This window comes from Stieleria maiorica, from assembly GCF_008035925.1.
Classification (GTDB): Bacteria; Planctomycetota; Planctomycetia; order Pirellulales; family Pirellulaceae; genus Stieleria; species Stieleria maiorica.
This window is the reverse complement of record NZ_CP036264.1, coordinates 2,009,645-2,022,611: the sequence shown is the minus strand read 5'-3', so window position 1 is coordinate 2,022,611 and position 12,967 is coordinate 2,009,645. Positions and strand designations below refer to the sequence as shown.

The window sequence follows — 12,967 nt, the reverse complement described above, 5'->3', positions numbered from 1 at the left end:
CGCCGGATTCCAATGAGAATGGGTTCAAAATGCCTGAGCATTGTTCCCAGGGCCGCTGCACGCGTCGTCTACCGCAGCTTTATTTTCGATTGGGGTGTACAGTCACCGTCCTCTCCGAGGTCGGCGCGGGGCAAAGTTTCAATGCCGTTAAGTTAAGGGCCGCTCGCGCTAGCGCGAACCGGCTGATCTCAAACGATTATCAGCCGTTTGGCGCGAGCCTACGGGCCCTCCCCTTGCGGGGTGTCAAAGATTCGATCGCCCGCATCGCCGAGTCCGGGGACGATGAACGAACGCTCGTTCAATTCCGGATCGATCGCCGCGACGAACAGTTTGACGTCGGGAAAGTCTCGCCCGACGCGATCGATCCCCGGCTGCGACGCGATCAGGCTGAGCACGCGGATTTCGTCCACTCCCCAGCGCTGAAGCCGCCGAATCACCAAGTCGATGCTGCCGCCGGTCGCCAACATCGGATCGACCACAAGCGCGATGTTGGGGGCGTTTTCGCGAGGCAGTTTGTCGTAGTACCCGACCGGTTCGGCCGTTTCTTCGTTGCGATACAGCCCGAGGTGCCAGACCGAGGCGTCGGGCAATAACTCCAGAATCGGATCGACCATGCCCAAGCCGGCGCGCAGGATGGGAACGATTCCCACGTGAACCGACAACTCGTACCCTGTCGTGTCGCAGATCGGTGTGGTGATCCGCTTCGGACGTGTCGCCAGATCGACCGTTGCCGAAACCCCCAGAATCATCGACAGACGGTTGACCGCGGCACGAAATTCACTCGGCGGCGTCGCCGCGTCACGGATTCGGCACAGGTGATGGTCGATTAGTGGATGTTCTACACGCTGGACTAGACTCACCGATTGCGTCTCCCGAAGCCGAGCTGATTGGTCAGGCAGTTGGAGGTCGTAGTGTAGCCGATTCGACGTCACCGGCTCGAACCGGCGCGGCCTCGTGCACGCCTTTTCCCGCCAGTTCTTGTGGTCTCATCCGTGGGTACGCTTTGCCATCCGTGGGATCCATTCGTTAGCCCTCATCGGGATCGGGTAATTCGTCGTGGACGACGCGAGGAGTCCTTGCGGTTCGCACTGCGAATGAACTCGTCGCCTCGTCCACTACCCGAAAACCAAGCTGCAGCGGACTGCTACCGGCCTTTCATCCGGTGCGGCCGATCGGTTCGGCGAGAGGGCGAATGCAGCTTCAGACTCGGCAGCGATTCTTTGTCGATCGCCAACGTGGCCGCGGCGGGTTCGTCTTCGACGGGTTGCGACGCGCCGCCATCGGGGCCGTCGCCGTCGGGTTGCAGCAGCGCCAATTCATCGTCGCTGACACCCGAAGCGCCCTTGGATCCGACGCGTGGTCGGAACAGTTTTCCAAAAGGACCGGCCAGCAATGCGGGCAGCAAGATCAGGTCTCCGACCAGGGCTGCGACCAGCAACACCAGCATCAACGTTCCGAATCGCTGTGTCGGCGTGAACGTCGAGAGGGCGAACACGAACAGGCCGAGCCCGCCGACGATGGTCGTTTGCGTCATCGCCGGCCCGACACGACGGTACGTCATTTCCACCGCCTTGATGCGATCGAAGCCGCGATCCAAGTAGGAACGGAACCAGCTGAGGAAGTGAATGGTGTCGTCGACCGCCACGCCCATCGCGACCGATGCCGTCATCATGGTTCCGATATCGACCAGCCGACCAAAGTGCCCCATCAACCCGAACACCAGCAAGACGGGGAACATGTTGGGGATCATCGAGACGACGCCTGCACCGAGCCCCGAACCGAAACTGACCGGTCCCAGCATTCGCAGCGGCGTGCGAGCCGGATTGAGCAAGACCACCATCACGACGGAGATCAAAACAAACGCCAATGCGATCGATTCGACCAGGCTGCCCAACAACGTCCGCTGGGCTTTGTAGACCACCGGGACCACTCCCGTGTAAACGACCTGCATCGCGCCCGAGCCGGCCACTTCGGGAATCGTATCGTCGATCAATTCATGGCTGATCGATTTGGCGAAAATCCCTTGCGCGTCGATCAAGGTTTTGGCGTCGGCCAAGGCGGCCCGCGGGGCCGGATCTTCGCCCACCCAGACGACGACATCCGCGATGTCGATCACCTTGTTCCAACGCTCGCCGCCGATATCGATCGGTTTTTCCGTCGAGAGGTGGTCGACCCAAATCGGTTCGCGCAATCGCTCGCCGCGGAGTAGTTCTTCCAACACCGACAGATAGATTGAACGCGTTCGGATCCGATCTTCACTGGCCAGATCTGGATCGTCGCTCAAGTCCACCAGTTCGGTTTCCGCCAGCGGACTCGGCCGCGGGGCGCCCAGCATCACGATGACGGGCTGTTTCCCGCCGCTCGCATCGGCCGCCGCGATCTTGTCAAGCAGCTCTTCGCGAGTGTCATAGGCACGCAGCACCGGTTCGACGGAAACACGCAGCGTCTTGATGAATTGCCCGTAATCGACGTCTGCCAGCGCCCCGACCCGCAAACTGATCCGCCACAGTTCGCTGCCCGCGTAGGGACCAGCTTTTTCCAAGCGGACATAGTCGTTGGCGAGCAATTCAGCACGGCCCTGGTTCAATTCGGTGATGTACTGGGATCGAACCGGATTCCAGCTGTTGGTCACGCCGGGCAGGGGTTTCAAAAATGTGTTGACGGCGGTCGTCGATCCGACGATGTCCAACCCTGGTTCGCCGAGTGTTCGGTGCACGACCGAGCTGACCCGCGCGACGGCTTCGACCCGCTCCAACACATTCAGTGGCAACGCGGAATCGGCCGAGGTCGTTTCAGGGTCAGAGCCGTCGGCTGATGCCACGTCGGCCAAGCCGTTTGACTCGGTCGCCGCGGCCGCTTCGGCGATGGTTTCAAGCTGCATCGACGGCGGCACACGCAGCACCAATTCCATCGGCACCAGTTTGCCGAAATTGCTTTCCAGCCAAGCGTAGTCGCGGATGATCCGTGCATTTTCGTCGAACAGTTTCAGCAACTGGACGGACGTCTTGATCTTGGGCAGCCCCATCGCGGCGGCGACCAACAGGATCAGGCAGCCGGCGGTCACCAGCAGATGGCGTCTGCAAATCCAGGCGCCCGCGTCCGCCCAACGGTCCGACAACCACGATTCTTTGGGTTCGTCGTTGTCCTCGCGCCGCTCCAGCGACGGCGTTTCCGGTTCGGAATGTGATTCGGTAATGAAGGTCTGCAGCGCCGCCGGCAGGTAGGTAAACAGGATTGCCAACGTGGCGATCACGCCGATGGCCGAATACAGTCCAAAGTTGCTGATCGGCGTCAGATTACTGGTGTACAACGACCCGAGCCCGATCGCCGTGGTCAATGCGGCCAGCGAGCAGGGGAACATCGCATGCCGGAGGGCGCGACCGGCTGCACCACGTCGCCCCGATTTGCGGACTTCGTCGCGGTAGTAATTGATCACGTGGATCGCACCGGAGAGTCCCAGCACATAGACCAGCGACGGCATGCTCATCAAAATCGCATCGACTTGGCCGTTCGTCCATCCGACGACCGCCATGGACAGCATCGCCGCCGAACCGCCGACGATGAACACCATCAACGTGATCTTGAAGCTGCTGAAACACAGGTAGGAAAGCAGCGCGCCGACCAAGATGCTGTAGCCGACCAACCGGACCAGCGTCACCGTGCCTTCTTCATCGATCGCGATGTTGTCGACCGGTGGGCCGCCCAAACGCAGTGGTGGGGCACCGGCCAGCGATTCGACTTCGGTTCGATTGAAGGGCGGCGGGGCCATCGATGGGGGCGCGGCGGGTTGGATTCCCGAGTCGTGCGCCAATTCCAGCAAGCGGCCGCGCGGGGCCCCCAAGACGCCGCGGCCGAGGGCGTGTGACAGGTTGTCTTGAGCGATGTCGGTCAGCGTGATCAGCAAGCAGGTCTGACGTGGCGGCGGCTTCAATCCAGCTGCATCAAACACCGCGTACCAAGCATCGGTTTGCGTTTCGGTCTCGCTGGTCGCCAGCCGTTCCCGCTCGCCATCCAGGTTTTCGTCGGCAAATTCGGCGAGCGTTTTTTCGACGATTCCCTCGAAATTCTCGGGAATGTCGTCGCGTTGGTCGCTCGGCACCTCGTCGCGAAACGCCGCCGCGGTCCAGGCAAATTCATTAGGAACCGCCGGGGCGAACAGCGAACCGGTCAACCGCTCCATCGCCCGGCGACGGGCCACGATCGGGCGCCGTGATTGATCGGTAAAGTCGACCGGCCAGAGCAGTCCGCCCTCTTTGGACAACTCCTTGACCAGCGACACGCCGGTTTCCACTGACCGGAACATGGGGGCGCACAGCAAGGAAGGATCGTTGTGGAAGGGGTTGGCTCGCTCGCCGTCTTCGGGGCCAAACGCGGCCACGAAGGTGCCCTCCAATTCGTGCGTCCCCATTGAACGCTTAATGCCACGAATCAGTCCGGCCGGGCCATTGGAACGACCTTCCCAACGATGCAGATGACCGTTGGGCGTGATGTAGTACCACTTGCCGTCGGCGGTCGTCAGCCATTTCTCGTTCTTGCCGCCCCAGTTATTCAGCTTGCGCGATGCGGGCAGTAACCCCAGTCGAACGCCGTATTCCTTGGCCGACCGATAGTCCTGGGCGAGCTTGGGATCGGCGATCCCTTCGGCCGGGTCCGACTCGCTCGATTCGTGCCGCAGCTTGGATTCCAGCAGTTTCAGCCGTTGGTCGTCTTCGGTGCACCCCGGCCAGGTCGCGATGACAAAACTTTCGCCGGCAAAATGGTCCGCGAACCACTCCAGTTCGGCCGTCTCGACGAAATCCGCGGGCAGCCAATCCTTGATGTCGTTTTCTTTCTTGTTCAGGCTCAATCGCGCGGAGCGAAACGCGAACGGCACCAAAAAGAAGAAGCCGAACAGCACGACCAGCGCGACGGAAACTCCCAGCGGAGTCCGACGCTCCAGCAATGGCCGCTCCATCGGGCCCTGTTCTTGCTGGGGGTTTGGCATAGGGGGTAGATTTCCGATTGGTTGGGTAGAGACGGGCGACGCAAGTATTCCGGTGCCGTGACTGGCCCAATGAATTCCGCCCAAAGATTCAATCGAGAAAATAGCCGCTTCGGCCGCCGGGGTCTACTTCAAAGCGGCGCCCGATTGCCCGTCTGGAGCGATCATACCGTCGGGTCGTCCGGGTCCGCGAAGCTTTTCCGGCGCGCCGTGGCGAAGGACCGCCGCGAGACGGCTTCCGCTGGCCATCTGCCAGCAGAAGCCGCGGGGGCCTGTGCGGGACCAGATGAATGCTCTCTGACTCCACTGGTCCTCACATCACCTACCATGGCTCCCTTCTCCCCGGCCTTGCGGGGGGAGAAGGGCTGGGGATGAGGGGGCCGGCGGACTAAAACTGGTCGGGCGCAAGGCTTCTCGCACAATTAGCATCAAGTTAAGACGTGGAGTCACCCAACGCATGGAGTCCCCTACTCCAGGGAGGTCGATTGCGCACGGAAGGCAGCGCGACCCCACGGATCTCAGGCCGCATCACATCCGTGGGTTCGCGCTGCTATCTGTGGGCTTTTTCGGTTTCCCCAGATCTCCTGCGCGAAAGCACCACCTTCAAAGAAAGCTTCCTGCCGAGGGGAGTGAAACGCGCAAACGCCTTGCATCTCCGACGTCGATACCGCACGACCTCCCCAGGAAGGGTAGCCTCTCCATTGGGAGCGTCCACCGTCGTGTCCCAGGCCATCCCGCGACGGCCCGGAAGGGCCATCGTACGTCCAAGACCACCTCGCGACCGCCGCAGAAGGGCCGTCGTATCTTTCCGAGAGGCGACGGTTTAGGGGCGCGATGCGATTTCGGCCGAGGGGACGACGCCCAGGTAGGCCATCATGTCGCTGATTTCTCGCAAGGTGAGCTCGTCGATCAGCCCGCTGGGCATGATGCTGCTGGTGCTGGGCAGGATCTGATCCACCTCGGACGCCTCGATCATCGCCGTGTTGTTGCGGGCGTCGCGGATGACCAACGTGCCGTCGGACTGTTCGCTGACCATTCCCACCAACACTTTACCGTCCAGTGTCAGGATCTTCTTGCTGGCGTACTGGTCGCTGACGACGTGGGCCGGGTACAGGATCGATTCGACGATTTCGCGTTTGGTGAAACGACGCGCGATCCCCGACAGGTTCGGTCCGATCGATTCGCCGTAGTTGCCAAACCGGTGGCACTGGGCACAGCTGGCTTTGGTGTAGGCCGCTTTCCCCAAGGCCGGGTCGCCGAAGCGCCCCTTGTCGCTGTCGAGGTAGCTGACCAGTTGCTCAAAATCCCAGCGTGACTGGTCGGCTTTGGGCAGCACCGCCGGCGGGCGATCGGGGTAGACGCTGGCGTACCACTTTTGCCACGGCCGCATCGATTTCTTTCCATCGGCCGGGCGTTCCATTCCGGTCCAATGTTCCAGCAGTCGTTCGATCCCTTCAAACGGACGCTCTTCTTCTTCGGCCCGGACGCCCAGCAAGATCAAATGTCGCAGGGCCATCGGATCGTCGGTCGCAACATCGACCTTGCCAAGTGCCGCGACAACGTCATCACCGGCTTCGGCGTCGACGATGTTCAAGCTGCGGACCAGGTAGTCCCAGTTTTCGCCTTCGGGGTGCATGGCCAAGGCCATTGAGATGACGGCGCGGCGTTGTGGTTCATCGCGCCACAGTTCGCGCAGGTACTCCTGGGCTTCGGATTCTTCCGACGACGCCAACAGCGCGACGATGCCGGTCCGCAATCGTCGCTGGACGTCTCGGCCGTCTTGTTTGTCGCGAATCTTCTTATCAAGCGACAGCAAGGTATTGGTCGTTTTGGTGTCGATCGGTTGCTTGACCTTATAGATCGCGGCCAGCGCGGCGTTTTGCCAAACGTGCCCCTGTTCCAGAATCGCTTGCAGATCGTCTTCGGACAGCGTCGATGCGAAGTCACGCGTGACGTTGGTCATGTACATCGGCAGCGAACCGGCGGTCGAACGATTGGCGGCTTTTTCAAAGAACTTCAGGATCGCGAAGCGTTGTTTCGCGTTCCAACCATCGGACATCGATTGCAGACACATCGCCACCAGCGTGCGGCTTTCGTGCGGTGCATCGGACTCCAGATATTCGATGGCGCGATCGGCCAAGGATTCGCTGCTCAGGTACGTCGCCAAGCGAATGACTTCGTGGTTGATTCGCGGTTCGCCGGCAGGAAACTCTTCGGCGATCTGTTCGCCCAGCGTGGCGACCTTGTCCGCATCCAGTTCACTGCGATGCAAGGTGACCTGGCACAAACGCAGGACATCGATGAAGTCGGCGTCGCTCAAGAAGCCGGTCATCATTTCGCTGCAACGCTCCAGCACGGCCAGCGCGGTCGGTTCGCTGTGGTCGATCGCGACCAGGGCGAGCATGCCGACGATGGCGACCCGTGTTTCGTCGGTCGCCAGCACTTCGTCACGGAATGTTTCGACCGGCATCCGCTCCAGCAATTTGCGGCCGACATAGGCCAGCGTCCGATCGCCGCTGGCGATCACGTCCAACAGACCGTCGACGCTGTCCGGGGTGATGTTGCCCCGCAGCATGGCTTCACACGCGGCGCGTCGGACGACCGGCGCGTCGTCTTCTAACAACGCGGCCAAACGTTTGCGGCCCTGCGGACCGGGGGCCCGGCCGAGCATCTGTGCGGACTTGGCGCGGACGAGTTCGCTTTCGGCCTGGCTGAGTTCCAGCAACAGGTCTTCGCTGGGGATCGGGCCGAACAATTGCATCAACGTCATCGCGCGGACACGGTAATCCGGCGGGTTGTCATCGCTGTAGGCGACACCGGCGACCAATTGATTCCAATTGTCACCGAGTTCACTTTTGATCGAAGCGATCGTTTGGCGTGTCCAAGCCGATTCGATTTGGGGTTGGCGGATCGCCGCGGCAATGCCGGAACCGAGCTTGTTCATTCGGTCGGGCACTTCGCCTTTGTAAATGACTCGGTACACGCCGCCGGCAGTCGATCGACCTCCGGTGCAGAAATACAAACCGCCATCGGGGCCGACTTCCAAATCGGTGACGTTCAGCGGTTGCCCCTGCAGGAAGACCTCGCTGTCGGCGACAAAGCTTGCCCCGCGCGGCTTCAGACGAACGTTCAGGATTCGCCCTTCGCTCCAGTCGGCCAAGAACAAGGTGCCTTGGTATCGGACCGGAAACGCGTAGTGTTCGTAACAGACGCCGCCGGTCGGGCTGCCGCGTCCGGTATCGAGCATGTCGGGCAAGCGATCGTAGTAGTATTCGGGCCATTTCGCCCAACCGGTCCGCCAACCGAATTCGCCGCCTTCGGTGACATCAAACACGGCGTTGGGGCGATACCAGGCGGTGTCGACATCCGCTTCCATGTCGGCGTCGTGGACAAACATCGCGCCGCCGGAGTGAAAGACGATGTCGTAGGGATTGCGCAGTCCGCCGGCGACGCGTTCGATCACGCTGCCATCGATGTTGGTTCGGATGATCGTTCCGCCGGGAGCCTTGATGCCTTGTCCGTGACCGGCGGGGTCTTCGTAACGCGGCAACAAGTCGCCTTCATAAGGATCACGATAGGTCTGGCCGTCGCCGACTTCGCCGACCGCTTGCACGTGGCTTCCCAACGCGACATAGATCATGCCGTCGGGGCCGAGTCGCAAACCGTGCGGGCCGTGTTCACCGGGGCGTGCCGGCCGGCCGCTTGAGTCGACGAACTTGACGATCGCTTCCACCTTCTCAAGCGTTCCGTTGCGATCGCTGTCGGACAACTTGTACAACGCGGGGCCTTCGGGGCCGTCGCCGGTGACGAACACTTGTCCGTTGAGTGCCAGGATGCCCTGGCAGGATTCGACCTTGTCGCAGTACGTGCGGACCGTCTCGGGCACCCCGTCGTCGTTGTCGTCATAGGCCAGCAACAGCGGTCCGTTCTCCTTGGAAATCAACAGGTGACCGAATTCGTTGAACGTCATCGCGATCGCCGAACCGATCTTGTCGTCCGACAGGATGCGTTGAACGCCGAACCCCTTTTGAATCTGAAATCGCTCGCGCTGCGGTGTCGCCGGCGGGGCGGGTTTGGTGGACGCCATAACTGATTGGCCCGCACGATTGGTGTTTGGGGCGACCTGTGCGGTTGAATTGGCAGGGGCGGGATCGGTCAACGCCGTCCGCGAGGGGGCCAAACGCGACGGTGCCGCGGCAATCCGTTCGGCCTCCGTTTCGGTGCGGTCCCAGGGTGCGGTGTCGCCGAGCGGTCCGAAGGTCGACGCCGATCCCCACAAACGATCGTTGAAGACGACGGTTTCCCAAAGCTCGCTGTCTTCGGTGCTGGTTTTCCAGGACGCGTCGGAGCTGAACGTGAACCATTTGTCGCTGTTGTCCGGTCGGACCGACACGCGGGCGGCCAAGGCGGCGGTGTCACCGCGGCGGTTGCGGACACGGACCGCGACGATGTTGCGTCCGACTTCGAAGTACTCGCTGACGTCATATTCGTCGACCGTCCGCGAGGACTGGCCGTTGCCGATCGAGTGGCCGTTGACGAACAGCTCGTATTGGTCATCCGCGGCGATCTCGATGCGAACTTCCGCCGCGACACGCAGATTGATCGGTTTGCGGAACAGGCATTGGGCACCCGCGGCGATCGGTTCTTCCGCCGTCGTCCCATGAGCCCAAATCCACTCGGCCTCGCTCGCCGCCAGATCGCCGGATCCGACTACGGCCAACAACGCCAGGGCGGTGAAGCCGGTCAAGAGCTCACGAAGGCGGGAATGACGTGACTTCGAAACGCAGGTTCGGTTTTCGTTCCAACGGCCGTCCATGGCGCTATCATCTTGTAGGGAGGGGGGCGACAAAAGTACTCTGGCAACATAGGTGGGGCGGGCAAATCGATGCAAGATCGATTCCCGCATTGCGAATGGTTCGATTGACCGGTAGCTTTCGCCCGTCCGCCGCCGCCCAAACACCCCTCCGTCTTCACCGGAACCAAAGTCGCTGCAATGAATGATTGGATCCCCGTCAAACAAGCTCGTCTTGCCGAATCAGCCGGCCAACCCTGCGAGGTCCGCGGCTGGGTTCGCACACGCCGTGATAGCAAAGGTGGTTTCAGCTTCATCGAAGTCAACGACGGCTCGTGCATGGGAAACCTGCAAGTCGTCGCGCCGGGTGAACTGGACAATTACGTCGACGAGATTCAAAAGTTGACCGCCGGTTGCAGCGTGGTCGTCCAGGGTGAACTGCAAGTCAGTCCGGCCAAAGGCCAGGCGACCGAATTGCACGCTTCGGCGGTCCGCGTGCTGGGCTGGGCCGATCCGGAATCGTATCCGCTACAGAAAAAACGTCACTCGTTCGAAAAACTGCGCGAGTGGGCGCACTTGCGAACCCGCACCAACACGCTGGGGGCGGTGATGCGGGTCCGCGACCAGATCTGCCAGTCGATTCACCGGTTCTTTCACGAAAACGGTTTCCTGTACGTCAACACGCCGATCATCACCGCTAGCGATTGCGAAGGGGCCGGCGAGATGTTTCGTGTCACGACGCTGGACCTGGAGCGGCTGGCCAAGTCCGGCGGGCCGGTCGATTATTCCTTCGACTTCTTCGACAAACCCACCTTTCTGACCGTCAGCGGGCAATTGGAAGGTGAGACGTACGCGACGTCGCTGGGACGGATCTACACGTTCGGCCCCACGTTTCGCGCCGAGAACAGCAACACCAGCCGGCACCTGGCGGAATTCTGGATGATCGAACCCGAAGCCGCCTTCTTTGATCTGGCCGACAACATGCAGCTGGCCGAGCGGTTCCTGAAACAGGTCTTCTCGGACTGTCTCAATCGCTGCGAGGAAGACATGGCGTTTTTCGACCAACGGATCGAGAAGGGAAAGATCGAACAGATCCGCGCGGTGATCGACAAACCGTTCCAGCACATGACGTACACCGAAGCGATCAAGGTGCTGGAGTCTTCCGGCCAAAAGTTCGACTACCAAATCGCCTGGGGCAGCGACCTGCAAGCCGAACATGAACGTTACTTGACCGAGCAACACGTCGGCGGACCACTGATCCTGACCGACTATCCGTCGACGATTAAACCGTTCTACATGCGGGTCAGCGATGACGAAAAAACGGTCGCCGCGATGGACGTGCTGGTCCCGGGCGTGGGCGAGATTATCGGCGGCAGCCAACGGGAAGAACGGCTGGATGTGCTGCGGAAACGAATGGCCGCCCAGTCGCTCAGCGAAGACGACTATTGGTGGTACATCGATTTGCGTAAATACGGCACCGTGCCGCACGCGGGATTCGGGCTCGGCCTGGAACGCGCCGTGCAATACGTCACCGGGATGACCAACATCCGCGACGTGATCCCGTTTCCCAGGACGCCGGGAAACGCGGAGTTTTGAGAAGGGGGAAAGGGAGGCAGAATGATGCGGGGCAGAATGATGATGGGGCAAAACGATGGGGGCAAAACGATGGGGGCAAAACGATGATGAATAGGGACCAGTGATCGGCTTTCATTGTTCTGCCCCGTATTATTCTGCCAGCTCCCAACTCCCAGCTCCCAACTCCCAACTCCCAACTCCCAACTCCCAACTCCCAACTCCCAACTCCCAACTCCCAACTCCCAACTCCCAACTCCCTCACTCCAACCCCGCCAGTTCACAAAGGTGGGCTTGGGCGACCGGTTGGGGGCAGCTCCAGACCAGAAAGAACAGGGCTTGCTGGCACCAGCGGCCGACCGGATGGTCGGTCATCATGCCGGCCCCTTTGGCGGTCGTCATCGCGGCGGCGGTCGTTCGGGCGACCAAACCGTTGGCCAGCGAGCGAATCGTTCCCGAGTCGTGTCGGGGGTCTCCGTTGGCGGCCGCAAGAATGATCTCGTGCAGCTGTTGATGTTCGTGACCAAATCGATCGACGATCGGCGTCAAGCTATCACGTCGGAGCGATTCATCACGCAAGTAATCCAGCGCGGCAAAGGACAATCCGAGCGCGAGTGCAGAGGTTTGCAATCCGCCGGCACCGGTCGGCGCGTCGCCGGTGGGTTTCGCCGCAGCGAGGACGTTTTCGCGCGGGCCAGAGAGGACGTGCGCCTCGGGGACGAAAACGTCTCGCAGCCCAATCGCGTCGGTGCAGCTTGCCGTCATCGCGATCATGTTTGCGCCGGCGCCAGGGTGAACGCCTTGATCCTCGGGAGAGATCAACGCCAGGATCTGTGTGGCATCATCCAGCGTTGCACCGACAACGACGTAGCCGACCGCCGGTGCCCCGGTGACCCAAGGGATGGTGCCTCGCAGCCGATAACCATGGTCGACCTCCGTCGCGACGACGGCGGGGCCGTCCAAGTGCAACCGACTGGTGGTCAAATGACTGATGCCGACCGAGCCGATCGTCGAACCGTCTAGCAGCGACGGCAGCACGGTTGTTTGCAATCTGCTTCCAGTAGCTTCATCGCCCGCGAGCCGGTCTGATGCTGCGATCCGTTTAATCGCGCCGAGATGTTGTGTGATGACGAACGTGGTCAACAGATCCGCACGCGCCAATTCGATCAACGTTTCGACCTGATCGGCGGCAGACCCGATCGGATGGTCGCGCCCCGGCGGGTTCATTCCGGTCAGCGCATAAAAGATCCCGTGTTGCCCACACAGCGAAAGCGATTCGGCGGGCCAGTCGCGCGTGGTGCGCCAGCGCGGGGCCAGCGAAGCAAGCGTTTGGCACAACTGTTGGAAACCCGGAGGCGTGCTGTAATGACACATGTGCGATCGCGGTGACGGGATCCGGTAACGGGAATGGCTGGTGCAGACTGCGTTAGGTTGGACGCTTTGCGATGATTTGGCAAGGTTGTCTGCTGCGACAATTTCGGTCCCGCTCCGCCCCAAGGGTGAAACTTTGGAAGTTTGCCCGCCACTGGGGCCGGCGTTGCTTGATTCGTCGGGGCAAGTGGTCGACAACAGACTTCTGCGTACTTGGAAAAAGTGCGCCAGTTGGAGTACCGACTTCCCAA

General features: G+C 61.3%; 5 protein-coding genes. 1 reads left to right on the top strand and 4 read right to left on the bottom strand.

Features of this window, described 5'->3' with window-relative positions:
• Positions 1 to 218: 218 nt before the first annotated feature.
• From upp to Mal15_RS06825, 3 genes are all read right to left on the bottom strand, one after another.
• Positions 219 to 860, bottom strand: a complete 642-nt coding sequence (gene upp, locus Mal15_RS06835) for a uracil phosphoribosyltransferase (protein WP_147867075.1) — start codon at positions 858 to 860, stop codon at positions 219 to 221.
• A 284-nt stretch (positions 861 to 1,144) separates the two neighbouring features.
• Positions 1,145 to 4,984: an efflux RND transporter permease subunit gene (locus tag Mal15_RS06830; protein ID WP_233903320.1), complete on the bottom strand. Its 3,840-nt coding sequence runs from the start codon at positions 4,982 to 4,984 to the stop codon at positions 1,145 to 1,147.
• A gap of 820 nt (positions 4,985 to 5,804) precedes the next feature.
• The gene (locus Mal15_RS06825; RefSeq protein WP_233903319.1) at positions 5,805 to 9,728 is read right to left on the bottom strand and encodes a DUF7133 domain-containing protein; all 3,924 of its coding nucleotides are present in this window, start codon (positions 9,726 to 9,728) and stop codon (positions 5,805 to 5,807) included.
• Between the two features lie 246 nt (positions 9,729 to 9,974).
• Here Mal15_RS06825 and asnS point away from each other — a divergent pair, with 246 nt between their 5' ends.
• Complete coding sequence (asnS, locus tag Mal15_RS06815; RefSeq protein ID WP_147867074.1) at positions 9,975 to 11,369, top strand: asparagine--tRNA ligase; 1,395 nt, start codon at positions 9,975 to 9,977, stop codon at positions 11,367 to 11,369.
• A gap of 237 nt (positions 11,370 to 11,606) precedes the next feature.
• Here asnS and Mal15_RS33945 read toward each other — a convergent pair whose 3' ends face one another.
• Entirely contained in the window at positions 11,607 to 12,914 is a 1,308-nt protein-coding gene (locus Mal15_RS33945) for an acyl-CoA dehydrogenase family protein (protein WP_167546532.1), read from the bottom strand.
• Positions 12,915 to 12,967 lie beyond the last annotated feature (53 nt).